Origin of the sequence: Pseudoalteromonas sp. SG43-7, assembly GCF_014164295.1 — a bacterium.
GTDB classification, from domain to species: domain Bacteria; phylum Pseudomonadota; class Gammaproteobacteria; order Enterobacterales; family Alteromonadaceae; genus Pseudoalteromonas; species Pseudoalteromonas rhizosphaerae.
In genome coordinates this window covers 44,208-63,206 of record NZ_JACJEY010000021.1, presented here as the reverse complement: position 1 = coordinate 63,206, position 18,999 = coordinate 44,208, and the positions used below count along the sequence as shown (strand labels likewise).

Genomic DNA, 18,999 nt, shown 5'->3' with positions numbered 1-18,999 from the left:
GATGTTACTTTTCATAGCGCACTAAGCGTAAATAAACGAACGACTCTTTATCGTGCAAACTGTTAAGACCTCTGTCAAAGGTGTATACCCAAGCTGAAGTTTTATCGCCAATACCTGATGTACTAGTCCAATAGTTCTCACTTAAATTGCCCAAAAACACGGTCTCATTAATACTAGGGGTTACACAGCTATGTTCTAAAATACTGGCAAGCTCTTTATTATTAGGTACTTGCCAATCTTTATAAGCACCTGTGCGGTCGTTTACCGCAGCTCTTAATGCTTCTTGCCAATTAACTTTCACAATGCTGTTTAAACAGCTATTGGTTGTTAGGTCATAGCTTTGTCCATAACTACAGGTTTGCCACATAAGTCCGGTGATATTATCACTCACCGTACCATCGGTGTGCATTGTAAAACGCGCTGTAGCCGTTGTTTGTGTTACACCTTCATAACAGGTCTGCACAGCCATTGCTGCAGGGCTTGCTAACAATAAGCCAATTAATAATGATTTCATTGTGTTGCTCCTGCGGTTCTGACTAAGCGCACAAACGCGGTATCACTTTTAGGATATGCCAAATCATTGCCGTCGCTCATATCAAAAATATACGCTTGTGATAAGCTAGTCCCATCTACCGCAGTTTGTGAGGTCCAATAAATTAGTCCATCCGCTAATAAGTTACTATTAGGCGTATTAGGAAAGTAATTCTCATCGAGCAATATTGATTGTCCATGCTTGCCATAATTAAGTAGCGTTAATAGCTCTGTGTAGCTAGGTACTCGCCAGTTAGTACCGCCACAGTAATCAAGAGCATTTACTTCATTAACATACACTTGTAAGTTACAATTATTATTACTTGGGCAAGTGCTGTTTGGCGTGCCAAGGCTACTCCCCGTTTGCACACCATCTTCACTAGTTAAATACCAAGTATAATGATTTTGTCCTTCACGCAACGCCGTATTTGGTAAAGTGCCTGTATTAGGGCTTTTTACTTCCCAAATCAAACCCGTAACGTTATCGCGAATACAACTAAAATTAGCGGCGCTATCTAATAATTCATCGGCAAACTGGTTAAGTTTTGTAAAATCAAAAGCCTGCTCACCTTTACCCACTTTCTCGATATGCGAGCCAACCCCACTATCGCGCCCAACAGAAGCATCTTGACGCGGAAAATCAGGACTTGTACAGGCTATTTCTTGGGTGTTGTTGTAGCATTTGCTCATCCCTGTATCATTGATAAGACCAAGCGGTTTAGAATTAACCACAATATCAACACTATCTTTATCAGTGCGACCTTTACTATCAGTCACGGTTACTTCAAAAGTATGGGTGTTGACCGCTTCGGTTGCCGGTGCTGTGAAAGAAGTAATACATTGCTGCTGGTTATCAAGCACCGCTGTGCCAGCTGTTTGCTGCCAGTAGCATTTAAAGGTGTCTGTTACTGTTTCGGAATCTGTAGCATCTAAGGTCACTTTTTCCAGCTCAATAACACTTTGATCAATACCAGCATTAGCAATAATGACTTCACTGGTTTTGTTTAAGGTATGAGAATACTGCGAGCTCGACTCGCCCCCCTCATCATCGACAACCGTTAACAGCCAAGTGATCTGCGTGTTGGTATCAAGTAACGGATGAGTGAAACTAATTGTTGCATTGCTATTACTATCTACAGCGAGCGTTGGCCCTGTAATTTGTTGCCAGTTATAGCTATTAATTTGGCCATTTTCATCCGGATCAACTGAACTGGCGCCACTTAAGGTAATTATATCTTTATAATCTGAAGGCAATGTTTCGGGTGCAGTTTGAGTGACAATGACTTGAGGAAGCTGATTATTTGACTCAATTTCGATCAGCAAGTCATCACTAACTAATTGGCCATCGGTGGTTTGATAACTAACACGCAGTAATAGCTCGCTGTTTGCTTTAATATCAGGGGCAGTAATGGTTTGTAGTGCACCAGTGAGGGGAAAGCCGGCAATAATTGGTCCACTTACTCGCTGCCAGGTAAAGGTACCATCAGCAGGCGACCCTTTGGCCTCAATAGTAAATTCACTTTTTTCAATAATGCGCTGATCATCGCCAGCAAATACGGATGCTGCGACTACGGGATTATCGTTGCCGCCTCCGCCACCACCGCATGCTGTCAATACAGCAAACAACGGTAAAACCATTAAAGGGGATTTCATGCACTGATTCCTCATTTAAAACTGAAATTACGTAGCTTTTATATTAATAGCCACGCCAATCAATAAATTAAGCAACAACAATGCCAGATACAAAAAGAGGATGTTATAAATAGCTATCTTGGTGAATACGGACAAATAACTTTGTGCCTATTTTACTATAATCGACCTTATACTCACGACCATCTAACGCCTGAATGAACAGTAAGCGCTTCTCTTCTCCAAATACGTCAGCACTACCTATGTAAACCATTTCTAAATAGCGCTCTTTAGCTTCACGACGATTTTTTGGCAACTCTTCCTTAAATGGCTCTAAACCATGTTGAGTTACCTTGATTTTTGGGTGTATTTCAGAATTCACGATCACTAAATCGAGTTTTTTATCTTTATGGATTATGGTATTTCTGCCACTTTTAATAAAAGATCTATCTTGACTCATCGCTTCATCCTACTAACTAACGCCTATTTTCAGGCGTCTGTCTCTCTAATTGAGATTCTATAAATACGACTGGGTTATTCCGCCATGCATTTAAGCTATGGCTAAAATCCCAAATACTTCTATCTAATACACTTGCGGGTAACAGTAAATCATATCCTGTTAATTGCCGTAGATGTCGCATCCTATTAGCAAACATGGCTATCAAGCCATTAAAACTGCGACCATTCACAGAAGTGTAATGATTATCTTCAACTAACCATTCTGATGGGCAATTGCCATTTTTGCAATGTTTTTGAATTACTTGCATAAATAAATGCCGTTGTTCGATCAATAATTTACCAGCAATTCTTGGTGCTAATTGTAATAAAAATTCATCAGTGTCATTAAGTTTAATACCTACAGCATTTAACTCAAGCGGTTCAAGTTCTTGTTCTACTTTAGGAATACCACTGCGATTTAGATTTTCTTGCTTCAGACTCCAATAGCCATATTTATGTTGATAAGTAAGTTCTTGTTCTGTAATAACTAAACTGTAATATGGCTCTTGAGTTTTTAAAAAACCAACAAAAATAGCAGCCAAACATAAACTCACTAAAAAAGTTTCGAAAATGCTAATTTCGTCGGGCCGCAGTAAATTAAACAGCATTATAAATATCAGCCCCACCGCACCGACAGTGAGAATTTCGATACCATTGCGCGCACCTTGCGCACGCAATTTTAAAACAGTATTTTTGCGTTTAACCATAACGATAAAAAATAATATAAAAAACGTACATAATTATAGTCCAAATAATCAATTTTCGTATTTTCATACAACGCGGACATTTGCTCGTTAACTTCATAACTCTCTCATATACAAACACAAAACAGGAACAAACAAAAAAATAACTTAACTTTTACGCCTAACCGACAGATTTATGAGATACGCGGCCGCCAATTCACGCTGTAATTTTGTACACTAGAGGCAATTAAATTTCCGGTATTTTTAACAATGTATGCAAAGCAATCTGGCAAAGCGCTATTTCCATTTATTATTACTCTACTTCTGGGGCTATGTGTTTATCTTTATTTACCAAGTAGCCAAGGTGAGCAATCCGACTTCACAGCAAGTGCTACCCAAGTAACCGCTCACACTGTAGCAAGTGAAGAAAATGCAGTCCTCATTGAGGCTATCGGCAGTGCCCGCGCTAATCAAGCAATTTATATAAAAAGCGCACAAAATGATTACGTAACTGACATTTATTTTAAAGACGGTGATTTAGTCAGTAAAGGTCAAAAGCTCGTACAATTGCAATCGCAGCAAGAAGAACTCACCGTTAAAGAACTGGCAATTAACTTACGTGAAGAAAAACGTCAACTTGAACGCTTAACTGAGCTTTCTCGCTCTCAAGCAACCGCAAAGTCATTGCTCGAAGAGCAACTTTCTCGCGTTGATGCAACCGAAGCGCAGTTTGAAAATGCTAAAACTAAATTGGCTGAAATGACTATTTTCGCGCCTTTTTCAGGCATTTTAGGTAAGCGTCAAATCTCCGTAGGTGCTTATGTAAATAACAGCACAATTATTACAAGTTTAGATGACATAAGCATAATTAAAGTCGATTTCAAAGTCCCAGAAAAATACCTTGCGCAATTAAACGTTGGCATGAAAGTAATGACCCAAAATGATGCTTACCCTGAAAAAACCTTTACCGGTAAAGTAACACACGTTAGTGCACGAATTGATTCAATAACCCGCAGTGTTGAAGTCACAGCCAGCTTCGCGAATAAAAGTGGTTTATTACGCCCGGGCATGTTGCTCAATACAGCATTACAACTGAGCTCAAATCAAGCGATGATGGTGCCAGAAAAAGCGGTGATCCCACAACAAGATAAACATTATGTTTTTCAAATTGAAGACGGAATAGCAACCAAAGTAGAGGTTCACGTTGCAGGTCGTCACAATGGCTGGGTTGCCATTGATGAAGGTATTAGTAATGGGCAGCAAATTGTTACTGAAGGAATTATTAAAATTCGCTCAGGCAGCAAAGTTACTGTGAAGGGGTAAACTGTGAAAATTACTGATACCAGTGTCAAACGCCCCGTTTTTGCAATTGTAATTAACCTACTGTTACTAACCTTTGGTTTAGTGGCTTTTTCGATGTTACCGCTGCGCGAATATCCTGATATTGAATCACCAATAGTCAGTGTAAGCACTGAATATACGGGTGCCTCAGCCGAGATCATAGAAACAAAAATAACCCAAGTACTGGAAAACCGTATTTCCGGTATCGAAGGTATTAAAAGCATTAATTCATCAAGTAGAAATGGTCGCTCAAATATTACCATTGAATTTAATATCAGCCGTGATATTGATGCCGCATCAAACGATGTCCGCGAACGTGTAGCGCGCGCACTAGATAGCCTCCCTGAGCAAGTACGCCCGCCAGAAGTATCTAAATCTAACAGTGATGAAAGCCCTATTGCTTGGTTTTTACTCAATAGCGACACGATGGATTCATTGCAACTGTCTGATTATGCACAGCGCTTTATTGTCGACCGTTTAGCTGTGGTAGATGGTGTTTCCAATGTGCGTGTTGGTGGTGAACGTAAATATGCCATGAAAATTTGGCTCAATCGCCAAGCAATGGCTGCTCGTGGCATAACCAGTAGTGACATAGAAAACACCCTACGAACTGAAAATGTTGAGCTACCAGCTGGTGAAATTGAATCTATCGACCGTGATTTTACCGTACGAACAGCGCGTAGTTATAAAGAGCAGCGAGACTTTAAAAACTTGGTAATTAAACGTGGTGACGATGGTTACTTAGTTCGTCTTGGTGAAGTTGCTGATGTAAACTTAGAAGCCGCTGACGATGAAAGCTTATTCCGTGGTAATGGCCGCAACATGGTTGGCCTTGGTATTGTTAAACAAGCTAAGGCCAATACACTTACCGTGGTCGATAATGCTCGTGCTGAACTTGAAAAAATCAAACGTAATCTGCCAGAAGGCACAACTATTCAAGACAGCTATGACTCGTCAATATTTATTAAAGAATCGATTAACGAGGTTTACAGTACCTTGGCTATTTCAATGGCTTTGGTGGTATTAATTATCTTCTTATTTTTAGGGAACATTCGCGCTACCTTGATCCCAGCGGTAACAGTCCCTGTTGCGTTGGTTGGTAGCTTTATGTTCTTACTGGCGATGGGTTATTCAATTAACTTATTGACACTACTGGCGCTGGTGCTAGCAATTGGCTTGGTTGTTGATGACGCGATTGTAATGCTAGAAAACATTCACCGGCGTATCGAACTGGGCGAACCGGCTCTACTAGCTGCCTATCGTGGCGCCCGTGAGGTTGGTTTTGCAATTATAGCCACCACCTTAGTGCTGATCTCGGTGTTTGTGCCTTTGGTATTTATGGATGGCCGTATCGGCGCATTATTTACCGAGTTTGCGATGGCCGTCAGCGCTGCGGTATTCTTCTCAAGCATTACCGCATTAACACTCTCGCCAGCGTTGTGTTCATTAGTACTCAAACCATCCTCAAAAGAGAGTAAATTCAGCCAATGGATGGACCGTATCTTTAGTAAGATTGAGCAAAGTTATAAAAACTCTTTACGCTCAAATATGACGCGTTCAGGTGGTTTAACAATCACCCTACTGCTGGCTGGTTTTGTTAGTTATTTACTGTTCCAACAAATTCCTTCAGAACTTACGCCAAAAGAAGACCGTGGTACTTTCTTTATCATGATGAGTGGCCCTGAAGGGGCAAGTTATGAAAATAACGCCGCCAACATGGCAAAAATTGAAGAACGTTTAATGCCTTATTCCGAAGCGGGCGAACTAAGCCGAGTGCTGGTGCGCGTACCTGGCTGGGGTGGCAGCGGTGGTGTAGCAATTGTTGGTATGGCTGACTGGGATGAACGTAAACGTTCAACTTGGGAAGTAATGGATGAGATCAGTGCAAAAATGACTGAAGTCACCGATGTGCGCGCTTTTGCTATTATGCGCCGTGGTATTGGTGGCGGTGGCTCATCACGGCCCATTGAGTTTGTCCTGCAAGGTAATGATTATGCACAATTAGCTGATTGGCGAGACCGGATCATTGAACGTGCAGAGAAAAACCCAGGACTGGTGCGTATTGACCATGACTACAAAGAAACCTTCCCGCAGTTTTTGATCAGTATCGATAAAAACAAAGCGGCGGATTTAGGGATTTCAGTTTCGGATGTTGGCCGCACCCTTGAAACCATGTTAGGGCAACGCCGTGTTACCACCTTTATTGACCGTGGTGAAGAATACGATGTGATCTTAAAAGGCACCAAAGCTGACTTTGCTGATCCTACTGATATATCAAATATTTACTTAAAATCACGCAGTGGTGAACTGGTTCCTCTAGATAGCTTAATTAGCTTGAAAGAAGAAGCCACTGCATCAAGGCTAAATCGTTACAACCGAATGCGTGCTATTACTTTGAGCGCTAACCTCGCCGATGGTTACACCCTTGAAGAAGCGCTTAACTTTTTAAATAAAGTGGCAATGGAAGAAAACGAAATTGATGGCGCCATTGATTATAAAGGTGAATCGCAATTATATTATGAAGGTGCCTCAGCGATGACGTATGTTTTCATTCTAGCGCTTACTGTTACCTTCTTAGTTTTAGCCGCTCAGTTTGAAAGCTTTATGCACCCCTTTGTGATCATGCTCACTGTGCCACTGGGTTTGATGGGCGCAATGTTTGGTTTATGGGTTGCAGGACTAACCATAAACATTTACAGCCAAATAGGCATTGTAATGCTGATTGGTCTTAGTGCTAAGAACGGTATATTGATTGTCGAATTTACCAATCAATTGCGCGATAAAGGCGTAGAGTTTAGTGAAGCTATTTTACAAGCAGCAACCCAAAGATTGCGACCAATTATTATGACCTCTTTGACTACGGTAATGAGTGCGGTGCCACTAGTGCTAGCCTCAGGCCCTGGTGCAGAGAGCCGTATGGTAATTGGTGTAGTGGTGTTTACTGGCGTTATTGTAGCAACCATACTTACGCTATTTGTTGTTCCTGCGGCGTACTATGCGCTGGCTCGCAATACTCAGTCTCCTGAGTTTTTACAACAAAAGCTCAACCAACAAGAAGCTGAAAGGCCGCTAAAAGAGCTTTAATCTCATCGTAGCGTTGCAAACCCATAGCAACGCTACTTTTCACTTCCACACACTTCCCTACTGTAATTAAATGAAATAATAAACCACCTTGCTCGTTCTTCTGATACGCTAGATCATCCGTGTAATTTAACAGCTTTAAGGAACAACTAATGAGTATAACAAATGAAACAGCAACATTTGGTGGTGGCTGCTTTTGGTGTATTGATGCCGCGTTTAGGCGCGTGAAAGGCGTTTTACAAGTAAGCTCTGGCTATACTGGCGGCAAAACAACTAAGCCTACGTATAAACAAATTTGCACTGGCCTCACCGGCCACGCAGAGGTTGTACAGATTAAGTTTGACAGTAGCCTGATAAGCTACGAAACCTTACTGGCGATGTTTTTTACCCTGCATGATGCCACTCAGCTAAACCGCCAAGGTAATGATATAGGTACCCAATATCGAAGTGTGATTTATTATCATGATAGCGAGCAGCAAGCGCAAACTAATCAATATATTGCAAAATTACAAAGCCAAATACGCGAAGATATCGTCACTGAAGTTAGCCCTGCAACCACTTACTACCCTGCAGAGCAGTATCACCAAGACTACTACAACGAAAACCCTGAGCAACGCTATTGCAGTTTATTGATAGCACCAAAGCTGAAAAAGTTTGAAAAAGACTATAAACAGTTTTTAGTAAACTAAGCAAAGTGCTAAATAAGCATTTTCATCTAAATATAAAAAAGCCCGACAAACAAAGGTGTCGGGCTTTTTTATTTAAGCTAGAACGAGATCAGAACTGGTAGCTTGCGCCAACAAAGAAGCGACGGTCAACTGTATTGTAGTAAAACACTTCGCCAGTTGCATAATCCATACTTGAGTCAACCGCGTTGTATTGCTTATCAAATAAGTTTTCAACACGAGCAGAAAATGAAAGCGCACTGTTAAATTGATAATTTGCAGTTAAGTTCCATAACGTATAAGAACTAAGCTCTGTTACTTTACCTTGACGATCACTACGGTACTGCATATCAAAACCGGCATCAAAATCGCCCCACTGCTTCGCAACAGACCAGTTCACAGTACGTGGTGAAACATAAGTTTGTGCTACACCCGTTTCAGTATTTTCAGCATTTAAATAAGTAAAATTAAACTGATTATCAAAACCAAGTACTGTATTGGCAAAGCTAAACTCAACACCCTCATGGCGTGCTTCATTTATATTTTCTGGCTGCCATTTACCTGCTGCATTAGGTGCCCATGCAATTAGGTTTTCAATATTATTTCTGAATATTGATATATCAAGCTTTGCCTGAGAAAAGTCTAAACTCAAACCTAACTCTTGGTTAGTTGATGTCTCTGGTGCTAAATTTGGATTACCTGGAGATAAAGGGTCAGGAAAATAAAGATCATTAAATGTTGGCGCTTTAAAGCCCGTGCTTTGGCTCAATCTAAGTGTTGCACGCTTATTTAAGTGATAACCAACAGCTGCGGCGTAAGTTGTTTCATTACCAAACTGCTCATCATCATCTAAACGCAATGCTAAATTTGCAATGACTTTATTGTCATCAAAATAGCCCCCAAGAAATGCAGCTTTAGCTACTTTGCTATCCGCTAGATAAGCCTTACCATTGGTATATATTTCATCTTTATACCAATTAAGCCCGCCATTAACGGTTAAAACTTGGCTTGCATTATAACTGCCGTGGTAATCAAATTGTTTACGTTTTGTTTTATAACTATTAGTAACAATCGCACCAGTGTAATCATAGCCTTTGTTGTCAGAATCATCGGTTGCAATAGCAACATTAATTGAGTGCTTATGATCGGTAAAGGATTTATCCCAACCCAGCCCTAGCTGATAATTTTCAAATTCATTATTTTCTACGATACTATCAATAGGCGAGAAAGCATTGTCGTATTGTGCATTACCTTCACTGTATTGACCCAGCGCTTTAAGCTCACCTAACAGCTCATCTGCATAGTAAATATTAAATCCTAAATTTTTGTTCTCATAACCATCTTCATCCGGCGCTACGCCTTGCAATACGTCAAAGCCATCCGTTTTTTCAAACCCAGCATTAAACGACGCTTTAACAGCATCAACTACCGTTGTACCTGCAACTTGATAATTTTGATAAGCATCAGTACCAAATGTTGCATCTAGGCTGACGGATTCCTTTGTACGAGTAATAATATTGATCACACCAGCGAGCGCGTCAGACCCATAAACTGCAGCACGAGAGCCTTTAACAATTTCAATGCGCTCTATTGAATTAAGAGGAATATTACTAATTGATTTATAACCAAGGGTTGCAGAGCCCGTACGTACGCCATCAATCAAAATAAGTGTATGTCGCGAGCTTGAACCGCGAAGTGACACGCCAGAACTTTGTCCAAAGCCACCATTGGAATTTATTTGAAAACCAACTTGGGTTGCTAGTAAACTCGGTAAATCACGGACATTACTTGTTTCAATATCACTGCGCTCAATAACAGTTACACTGGCAAGTACATCAGTAATTGATTGCTCAAATTTATTAGCGGTAACCGTCAGGCGTTCAATTGATTGCTCTGCAGACACAGAAAAAGACAACGCAGCGGCAATTGCTACGCCTAGAGTAGATTTGTTTAACATGATATCCCCTGACCCGCGCCCACCGCACAAGTGATAGTAAATTGGCTTCAAGGCCGGTCTCCGGACTTAACATAACTCGCTAATAAATTTAGCTAAAAGTATGTATCACCGTTGCGGGGGCAGTGTTGGACTTCGTTTATATCCTATAAACGCCACCAACTTCCCGATTATCTTGCCGTACTTAATCAACAACCTTGGAAAGTAACCACAAGCACCTTGAAAATAGGCCGCTATTGTGATTATTTTAAGCACAAAAGTCAATGGACGGCTATACATCTAAATACTCTAGGTTCTAGGAATAATCATAAGTTCTAAACTAAAAAAGCCAAACTACATTGCTGCAATTTGGCTTTTTCTAGCACCTAGAAACCTAGCTCCTAGCTTTCTAATCTCTAAAGTTTTTAAACTGAAATGGTTGCCCTAAATCAGCACTGCGTACTACTTGCATGGCTTCTTGTAGGTCATCACGTTTTTTGCCCGTTACACGTACTTCTTCGCCTTGGATCGCGGCTTGTACTTTCACTTTAGAGTCTTTAATGGCTTTAACTACTTTTTTAGCCATATCTTTTTCGATACCTTGCTTTAGCGCAACATTACGGTAAACATTTTTTCCCGCACGTGAAATATCTTGCAGCTCTAAACTTGATACGTCCATACCGCGTTTTGATATTTTGCTCGCTAAAATATCAAACAACTGCATAACCTGTGAATCAGCTTCTGCTTTTAGTTTAATGGTTTTATCATTAAGCTCTATTGACGCATCAACGCCTCTAAAATCAAAGCGAGTTTCTAGCTCACGGTTGGCATTATCAACAGCATTTTTTGCTTCGTTCATTTCGACTTCCGAAACAATGTCAAATGAAGGCATAAGTCTCTCCTAGCAAGATATTTTTAATTCAAATTTATATTGTCGATAATTATACTATATAAATTTTATAAATCTTTACACTTTTCTATGCTTTGTTCAGCTGCGATACGAAATTTGTTTGATATACTACGGCTCTATTTTTAAACGATTTAGGATTTTTCGTGACTCGGCGTGTTTATCAAACCCTATTTTTAATCAGTATTCTGGTATTTACCTTTTTGTTTGCCCGCGATTTTAGGGGCGTTGGGGTATCGTCACTGCCTCACCTAGATAAGTTAGTACATTTTACTATTTTCTTTGTTCTGGCAGCCGTCATGGTCAGAGCATTCAAGCTACCTGTATTCGTTCACCTCGTGTTATTAGCATTTTATGGCATTGCTATTGAGCTAATGCAAAGCACAATCCCTTATCGTAGCGCCTCTGTTGCTGATGTTGTTGCTGACTTTTCTGGGGCTGCTAGTTTCTTTTTGTTGTTCGGTATTTATTCTCGTTTTAAAAAGAATCAAAATGGCTAATATATTCGTCGTTGGCGATGGTGCCATTGGGCTGCTCTATAGCCATTATTTGAGTCAACAGCACAGGGTCACCCTACTTACCAAGCATGCTATTGACGAACCTCGTTTTTATCAACAAGCAAACGCGCCAAAACAAACAATTAATTGCCAACTGACAAACCTGACTCAATTATCCGAGCACGGCCAAGTCGATGTTATTATTTTTACTGTTAAAGCATATCAAGTTGCCACCGCATTTAGGCAACTAAAGCCTTTTTTAAGCGCTCAATGCCAATTGATTTTATCTCACAATGGCATGGGTAATGTAGATGAAATAAATAGCGAACTTACAAAACAACAAGGACTATATTTTTTAACAACACGTTTAGCGGGCTACAAAGATACACCTTTTAGTGTGTTGCATACTGGTATCGGGAGCAGCATTTTAGGTGATTGTAACCAGCAAGCAAAAACACAACTCGCTGAAGTTAAAAATCTACTAAACGCTATTCCTGAATTAACAACCACAAATAATATACAACAATTACGCTTTGAAAAATTACTCGTTAATATAGCCATTAATCCACTCAGTGCGCTGCACAATGTGAAAAATGGCGCACTGACTGCACCGCAGTTTAGTGGCATAATTTTAAATATCTTAAACGAAGCGTGTACCGTAGCAAATAAACTAGGTATTAATGTGCGACTTGCTGAAGCATTAGCGAACGCCTATCAAGTGATGAGTGATACCAAAAACAATTACTCATCAATGCATCAAGATATCGCCCATAATCGCATCACAGAAATTGACGCGATGTGCGGTTATATTTGCCAAAAAGGTAATCAACTCGGTATTAATACCCCTCACAATCAATCTTTACTCGATGCTATCAGACATAAAAAAAGCGCGATTTAACTCGCGCTTGTTATTAATAACTATCAACCTTACGGGCGATAAACTTTAACATTGGCAAAGCCATTTTCATGTAAAATAAGCGCCTGTAGCTGACTCATTACACCTTTAGTGCAATATAAGTAGTAGTCTTTGTCTTGCGGTAGGTCTGCAAATTTGGTCGCTAAGCGGAAAAATGGCAAATGCACAACTTCTATCCCATCAATTTCAAGCGGTGCTGCATCTTCTTCTTCCGGCGAGCGAATATCAACAACAACTGCATCAGCTGGTAAATCAGAAACTGACTCGGCCTCTTTTAGCTCTTGTTTAGCTTCAACGTCAATGTCACGAATATCCATAATACGTGCGTTTTCAATAACAGTATTGAGCACATCAAAATCAAACTTTTGCTCTTCAGCTTCTACTACGGCAATTTTAGCTTTAACTGTAGGCTTTTTAGAAATCACACCACAGTATTCCGGCATAGTTTCGGCCATTTCTGCGGTGCCAATTTTACGAGCGATGTTTATAATTTCTTGTTTGTCGTGTTGGATCAGCGGGCGTAATATAAGCGTTTCGGTAACACGGTCAATCACACTTAAGTTGGCTAATGTTTGACTTGAAACTTGGCCTAGACTCTCACCGGTAACGAGCGCTTGAATCCCCATTTTTTCAGCTATTTGGCTGCCTGCACGCATCATCATACGTTTGAGGACTACACCCATTTGACTGTTTTCAACATTTTCTAAAATTTCGGCAACAACGGGGTCAAAGTCAACACTGATAAATTTAACTTTATGGGTTGAGCTAAACTGCTTCCAAATATAATAGCTGGCTTGTTTAACGCCGATTTCGTGGGCCGCACCACCTAGATTAAAGAACAAAAAGTGGGTACGAGCGCCTTTACGGATCATTTGATAACTAGCAACGCCCGAGTCAAATCCACCTGACATTAACGACAAGACATCTTCTTGCGTTGGTAATGGGAAACCGGCCATACCATGATGGGTGTGCGTTACGACGTAAGCTTTATCATCTTTAATTTCAAGACGAATAGTTACTTCAGGATTTTTCAGTCTTACGCTGGCACCATCGACGTGCTGATTTAAACCACCACCCACATAACGCTCTACATCGGTAGAGGTGAAATCATGCTTACCTTGGCGCTTACAACGTACACAGAATGTTTTGCCCACGACGGTGTGGCCAACCATATCTAACGCTTTTTCGTAAATATCGTGCAGGTTTTCGTAGTTAGTTTCGGTCACTTCAATAAACTGCACAATACCAGGGATCCGTTGTAAGCCATCGATAAAATCAAGGCGCATTTGTGCGTCATCTGATTTAGTTACGACGGATATATTGTCCCAGTTATTTTGTACTTGTACTTTTTCGTCAAGCTTGCGTAACACAATTTTAATGTTGTTTTCTAACAACTTAGTAAAGCGTTTACGCACAGAGCGGCTTTTAATGGCTATTTCAGGATGGAGTTTGACGATAAATTTAAGCATAGTTTACTCGTTAGACAATATTTAGGATTCACGCACCCACGTGTTGGGCGCGCGATTATAACAAAAAATCTAACGTCTAGGAAATAAACAACCGCTGCGTTTAATTAAACAGGCTCTGCTTGTGCCGCTAATTTACTGTATTTTTCGCGTAACAAGTTAATTTTTGGGATACTTTGCTCGGTACCAAATGCTTTAAAAAGCGCTAACACTTTTAAAATACCATTATAAATATCTTGCTGCATTAACTCACCGCTTAACCGTCTGGCTTTAATGTAAGGAGTCCAAAAACTGACGGTGATTTTTAGCATATGAGCAAGTTCAACGGTATCTTCATCATCAATTGCGATCATCCCACCTTCACGCAGGCCAATCACAATTTCGCGCACTTGACTTAACAAAGCCTCTTGAAACTCAATATAATCTTTTTTCAGTACTTCGTCGCGAGATAAAATGTCACCCAAATTGTCATAGAAAAAATGAAAACGCCACATCAACTCAAACAAAGCATCAAGATACCCAGTTAAGTGTGTTAGTGCTTCATCCTGCTTTTCCATTGGCACAAATTGAGTGTGTAAATGCTTACTATATAATGCAAAAATATGGCGAATAATGTCTTCTTTATTTTTAAAGTGATAATAAAGATTACCGGGACTGATGCCCATATGTGAAGCGATATGGTTGGTTGTGACCGCACGCTCGCCATGTTGGTTAAATAGCATTATGCTGGTTGTAATTATTTTATCCTTGGTACTCATATCCTGCTACTCTGATTATTTTTATTAGAGTAAATGCCCATAATTCACTCAGTATTATTAGCCGCGCAGTATATACAAATATAATCCAATAAAATACCACCTTGAAAATTTCTAATCCATAATTCGTAGTTATTGTTTCTTATTGAAATAAACTCATTTACAAATGAAAATATGCAGTCGCAATTTGCAGGCTGATCTGGACAACAAAGACTGTTAATATAACCCTCAAAATAACACTAAGATGATATTTATGAAAGTCACCGCAATTTATCCTGGCACCTTTGATCCATTAACAAATGGACACACAGATCTGATCCAGCGGGCAGCTAAAATGTTTGATACTGTAATTGTTGCAGTTGCTCACAATCCTAGTAAAAAACCCTGCTTTAGCCTGGATGAGCGGGTAGCAATTGCCAATAGTTTACTCACTCATTTAGATAACGTCAGTGTTATTGGCTTTTCTGGATTACTAGCTGATTTAGCACGCGATCATAGTGCGAATGTACTGATCCGCGGTATTCGTGCGGTGTCTGACTTTGATTATGAGTTTCAGCTTGCCAATATGAATCGTCGTTTAAATCCTGATTTAGAGAGTGTTTTTTTAACCCCAGCTGAAAAGAACTCATTTATCTCTTCAACCCTAGTTAAAGAAGTCGCGCGTCATAAAGGCGATGTCAGTGAGTTTGTACACCCTATTGTAGTAAAAGCATTACAGGAAAAGTTACACGGATGAAGTTAAATATCTATTTAAGCACCCTTGTTGTGATTGCCACACCCGCGTTTGCATCACCTTGGATTGAAAGTGACGACCCTTTATTACGAGCCTCAATTGAGATGCTCTTTAACCAAGGCGTGATTAAACAACCGATCAATAGTTATCCCTTGATGTGGCAAGGCATTGCCAGAGATTTAAATACAATTGAAAGCAGCAGTTTATCAACACAAAGTCGATTTGCTTATCAACACGTAAAACATGCCTTAGAGAACGCTAAACAAGGCAGTAGCTCTGGTGTGAGGCTTAACTACAATAGTGAGCCGGCTTTGCAACAAAGCTTTGGCAAACGCGATCAACAAAAAAGTGGCATTAATAGCTATGGCTCTATCACTGGCGACCGTGTTAGCGCCAAAGTAAGTGTTAATTACGCTGATCAGGCACTTGATGATGAACACATAAACTATCATGGCAGCTACTTAGCAGTATTAATGGGCAATTGGTCTGTTAGCGCCGAACAAGTAAGCCATTGGTGGGGGCCAGGTAACGACAATGCATTACTACTGTCGAATAATGCCGCACCAATGAAAGGGCTAAGAATTAACCGTGCTAACACCCAATATGTCGGCCCAAGCTGGCTATCATTCATTGGTAACTGGCAGTTGACTGGTATTTACGCAAAACAAAAACCACATTTAAGTAATGGTGAAAAAGGCGACTACTGGGCTATGCGCTTTGCCAGCACACCACTACCAGGACTTGAGGTTGCATTTAGCTCAGCGGGCTCTGACTATTTAACCAATACAGAAGTAAATCCTAATACGCTGGAAGTAATAACAAATAAGCAACGCTTAACAAGCTTAGATGCCAAATACTCAACTACTATAGCAGAGCAACCGATTGCATTTTACACCGAGATAATGGGAAAAAATGACAGTGGCTTAGCGCCAAGTGATGCTTTTTATACAATTGGCGTTGAGAGCTTTTTTGGCGGCCAAGAGCAATTACTAAAAACCTATTTTGAATATTCAAATACACAACAAGATTGTACAGCCCAACTTAGTTGTGACGATGCTAATGAAGCATTTATTAATTATGCCCAAGCCTATAATCATAAAGATCGGTTAATTGGCTCTGCAACACCACAGCAAAGTAAATCAGCAGTATTAGGTGCGCATTATCATACTATGAACGGTTATGGCGGCTATGCGAAGTTACGTTGGTTTAAAACTGACATCACCGACTTGACCCAAGTCGCCGAAACGTTTGAACGCTTACAATTAGAGCTTGGTTATCAGCAGGCTATTTTTAGTGGTTTATGGAAGATCAGTGGTTCTGTGTATAAAGACGAATTTGCTAACGAGTCTGAAAGTAATAGCGCATTAAAAACCAGTTGGGAATATCGATTTTAAGCTTTTGGCGAGGCTTCTGGTTTTAGTAAGCCTCGCAATCGATTATAACCACGTACCAAGCCAAGAAAATCCTTATTGCACAGCAGTGCAATAATCATCATCACATCCATCACGTTAACCGTGGCAGAGTAAAAATACCAAAACCACCACGGTTCATAATGCGCAAAAAGTGCTATGTCTACATACATAGCAATAAACAACAGCATGTTAACACTAAAACCAACTACTATATAAAGCTTAGCTGGATAGCTTCGTATCGATTTCCTGCTAGTAAAAAATAGAATTATAGCTAATGTAATAAAATCCAAGAAAGCCCAAACTAAATATCCTATAAAGTTAGAAGTTATCTCAACACCTATTGAGCTATTAAGTAAAGGATCAGCAATCAAGTAAGAAAAAAATATAATAAATGACAGCCACATTATAGTGGCATCATTATTTGGCTTCGAAGATTTCTTTACTAAATTATATAAAAAAGCCATTAAAAAGCCCCACATGATCAGTGAAGCTAAATAAACATTAAAGTATTGCTCTAATAGATCCATAGCTTACTCTATTTTATGACAGTCATGTAAATACGGCTTATTAACTTTGCTAAGAACGATTCGCAGGAATAAAAAATCTTTTTCAGTCACCAGTACAAATATCATCGATAAATCAACAATATTTACGCCGTAGGAATAAACCATCCACAGCCACCATGGCTCATTATTGTGCAGGATGTAAATATCATAATGAATTATAAGCATTAAGAAAGAATTAAGTATCAAACCAAGCAAAATGTAATATAGCGCGGTGAACCGCTGTCTTTTAAAATATCGAAACCATACAAATATTACAGCGATGGTGAGTAGGTCATAGATAAGCCAATTTAGATAGTTTGAATAGGATAAACGATAAAAATCACTAATTATATAAGAAAAGGCCATCATAAAAGATAGCTGAACGATAGCTTTGTCAGGGTTATTAAGTCTAGCAACAAGGTTAAATAAGAAGGCCATTAAAAAACCCCACTCGATAAACACACCGATATAAGGGCCGATAGTATCGTTAATAAACATAACAGCTAAGCAGTATGCTTTACTTGTTGTCCTTTAAATAACGCTTTAATTCCATTTTTAAGCTTAATCAATCCTAAAATGTCACGATCGACAATTAAGGCTACTATCATTGTAAAATCAACAATGTTCACACCAAAAGAATATACATCCCAAAGGATCCAATAAGTTGAATTTTCATACACATGAAGGTCTAAATACACAGCAACAAATAGTAGAATATTTATTGATAAACCACAGACTAGATAAGTAAATGACACTGTTGTTTTTTTTATTAGGTGGTAGCTTATACCTAAACAGAGTAAGGTCACTAAATCATATATGGCCCAATGAATATATGTCACAGTAGTAAAAGATAACCACGTAAAGAAATGATCTCCAGTCATATAGGAGACCATCATTATAAATGAACTTATTAATAGCGTAGTTTTTCTTTTAACATCAATTGAATATATGAAGATATTAAAAAAAAATGCCATTAAAAAACCCCAAGCACTCAATGCTGAAAGGGAGAAAAAACCAAATTGTTCAGTTAAAAACATTTCGCTCCTATTGAGGTTTTTTATCTCGAGGAAAAATCACTCCACCACCACGTTGAATTTCAGCTTCGCCTTTTGATGCTAACAAAGCCTCATTAGATATAGACACTGTATCAGATTGTAGGGTTTTATTACTAGCGCTTTGTTCAAGAGCTGGCTTTGATTGTTGCATATTATTGTATGCTTGCATTTGTAATTGGCTGTTAGCTGTAACTTGCATAAGATTAATCCTTTCAATAAATGTTGAATAAATGACTTATTAAATAAGCCACTGTTTTTAACGCTCTGATAACTGCTTGGCGCTTTTAAAGATGAACTCACGCTGAGCCATCTTACATCTAGTAATAAGCAATTACTGATCCAACATTTTAAA

General features: G+C 39.5%; 18 protein-coding genes and 1 riboswitch. Of the genes, 7 read left to right on the top strand and 11 right to left on the bottom strand.

What is annotated here, in order from left to right:
• Positions 1-4: 4 nt before the first annotated feature.
• From H5200_RS11530 to H5200_RS11515, 4 genes are all read right to left on the bottom strand, one after another.
• Positions 5-514, bottom strand: a complete 510-nt coding sequence (locus tag H5200_RS11530; RefSeq protein WP_182718369.1) for a DUF1566 domain-containing protein — start codon at positions 512-514, stop codon at positions 5-7.
• Positions 511-2,184 (bottom strand): DUF1566 domain-containing protein, encoded by a 1,674-nt coding sequence (locus H5200_RS11525; protein WP_149981363.1) that lies wholly within the window; start codon positions 2,182-2,184, stop codon positions 511-513. The genes H5200_RS11530 and H5200_RS11525 overlap by 4 nt, the downstream gene beginning before the upstream one ends.
• A gap of 103 nt (positions 2,185-2,287) precedes the next feature.
• Positions 2,288-2,620, bottom strand: coding sequence for a hypothetical protein (locus H5200_RS11520; RefSeq protein WP_149981364.1), 333 nt, complete (start codon positions 2,618-2,620; stop codon positions 2,288-2,290).
• A gap of 16 nt (positions 2,621-2,636) precedes the next feature.
• Positions 2,637-3,365, bottom strand: coding sequence for a DUF2982 domain-containing protein (locus H5200_RS11515; RefSeq protein ID WP_149981365.1), 729 nt, complete (start codon positions 3,363-3,365; stop codon positions 2,637-2,639).
• A 246-nt stretch (positions 3,366-3,611) separates the two neighbouring features.
• On the opposite strand from H5200_RS11515, the gene H5200_RS11510 reads away from it, so the two are divergent.
• The 3 genes from H5200_RS11510 (at position 3,612) to msrA (ending at position 8,452) form a co-directional block, all read left to right on the top strand.
• Entirely contained in the window at positions 3,612-4,664 is a 1,053-nt protein-coding gene (locus H5200_RS11510; RefSeq protein WP_149981366.1) for an efflux RND transporter periplasmic adaptor subunit, read from the top strand.
• Positions 4,665-4,667: 3 nt separating this feature from the next.
• Positions 4,668-7,766 (top strand): efflux RND transporter permease subunit, encoded by a 3,099-nt coding sequence (locus H5200_RS11505; RefSeq protein WP_182739883.1) that lies wholly within the window; start codon positions 4,668-4,670, stop codon positions 7,764-7,766.
• Between the two features lie 149 nt (positions 7,767-7,915).
• Complete coding sequence (msrA, locus tag H5200_RS11500; RefSeq protein WP_182761524.1) at positions 7,916-8,452, top strand: peptide-methionine (S)-S-oxide reductase MsrA; 537 nt, start codon at positions 7,916-7,918, stop codon at positions 8,450-8,452.
• A gap of 88 nt (positions 8,453-8,540) precedes the next feature.
• Here msrA and H5200_RS11495 read toward each other — a convergent pair whose 3' ends face one another.
• Together H5200_RS11495 and H5200_RS11490 are read right to left on the bottom strand one after the other, a co-directional pair.
• Positions 8,541-10,385 carry a TonB-dependent receptor domain-containing protein gene (locus tag H5200_RS11495; protein ID WP_182761523.1) on the bottom strand — a complete coding sequence of 615 codons (1,845 nt, stop codon included), beginning with the start codon at positions 10,383-10,385 and terminating at the stop codon, positions 8,541-8,543.
• A gap of 33 nt (positions 10,386-10,418) precedes the next feature.
• Positions 10,419-10,597, bottom strand: a riboswitch (cobalamin riboswitch).
• 173 nt (positions 10,598-10,770) lie between these two features.
• On the bottom strand, positions 10,771-11,253 hold the full coding sequence (locus H5200_RS11490) for a YajQ family cyclic di-GMP-binding protein (RefSeq protein ID WP_145235145.1): 483 nt from the start codon (positions 11,251-11,253) through the stop codon (positions 10,771-10,773).
• Positions 11,254-11,414: 161 nt separating this feature from the next.
• On the opposite strand from H5200_RS11490, the gene H5200_RS11485 reads away from it, so the two are divergent.
• Both H5200_RS11485 and H5200_RS11480 read left to right on the top strand, forming a co-directional pair.
• Complete coding sequence (locus H5200_RS11485; protein WP_149981373.1) at positions 11,415-11,768, top strand: VanZ family protein; 354 nt, start codon at positions 11,415-11,417, stop codon at positions 11,766-11,768.
• Positions 11,761-12,663 (top strand): ketopantoate reductase family protein, encoded by a 903-nt coding sequence (locus H5200_RS11480; RefSeq protein ID WP_182761522.1) that lies wholly within the window; start codon positions 11,761-11,763, stop codon positions 12,661-12,663. Before H5200_RS11485 ends, H5200_RS11480 begins: the two co-directional genes overlap by 8 nt.
• A 29-nt stretch (positions 12,664-12,692) precedes the next feature.
• Here H5200_RS11480 and thiI read toward each other — a convergent pair whose 3' ends face one another.
• Entirely contained in the window at positions 12,693-14,150 is a 1,458-nt protein-coding gene (gene thiI / locus H5200_RS11475; RefSeq protein WP_182718375.1) for a tRNA uracil 4-sulfurtransferase ThiI, read from the bottom strand.
• A gap of 104 nt (positions 14,151-14,254) precedes the next feature.
• On the bottom strand, positions 14,255-14,905 hold the full coding sequence (locus H5200_RS11470; protein ID WP_149981376.1) for a TetR/AcrR family transcriptional regulator: 651 nt from the start codon (positions 14,903-14,905) through the stop codon (positions 14,255-14,257).
• A gap of 250 nt (positions 14,906-15,155) precedes the next feature.
• On the opposite strand from H5200_RS11470, the gene coaD reads away from it, so the two are divergent.
• Together coaD and H5200_RS11460 are read left to right on the top strand one after the other, a co-directional pair.
• A complete protein-coding gene (gene coaD / locus H5200_RS11465) occupies positions 15,156-15,638 on the top strand; it encodes a pantetheine-phosphate adenylyltransferase (RefSeq protein WP_145235133.1) in 483 nt (160 codons plus the stop codon).
• A complete protein-coding gene (locus tag H5200_RS11460; RefSeq protein ID WP_182761521.1) occupies positions 15,635-17,029 on the top strand; it encodes a capsule assembly Wzi family protein in 1,395 nt (464 codons plus the stop codon). Before coaD ends, H5200_RS11460 begins: the two co-directional genes overlap by 4 nt.
• Here H5200_RS11460 and H5200_RS11455 read toward each other — a convergent pair.
• The 3 genes from H5200_RS11455 to H5200_RS11445 form a co-directional block, all read right to left on the bottom strand.
• Positions 17,026-17,574 carry a hypothetical protein gene (locus H5200_RS11455; protein ID WP_182761520.1) on the bottom strand — a complete coding sequence of 183 codons (549 nt, stop codon included), beginning with the start codon at positions 17,572-17,574 and terminating at the stop codon, positions 17,026-17,028. The genes H5200_RS11460 and H5200_RS11455 overlap by 4 nt on opposite strands.
• Before the next feature lie 521 nt (positions 17,575-18,095).
• Positions 18,096-18,629: a hypothetical protein gene (locus H5200_RS11450; protein WP_182761519.1), complete on the bottom strand. Its 534-nt coding sequence runs from the start codon at positions 18,627-18,629 to the stop codon at positions 18,096-18,098.
• 7 nt (positions 18,630-18,636) lie between these two features.
• Complete coding sequence (locus H5200_RS11445) at positions 18,637-18,846, bottom strand: hypothetical protein (protein WP_182761518.1); 210 nt, start codon at positions 18,844-18,846, stop codon at positions 18,637-18,639.
• Between the last annotated feature and the right edge of the window lie 153 nt (positions 18,847-18,999).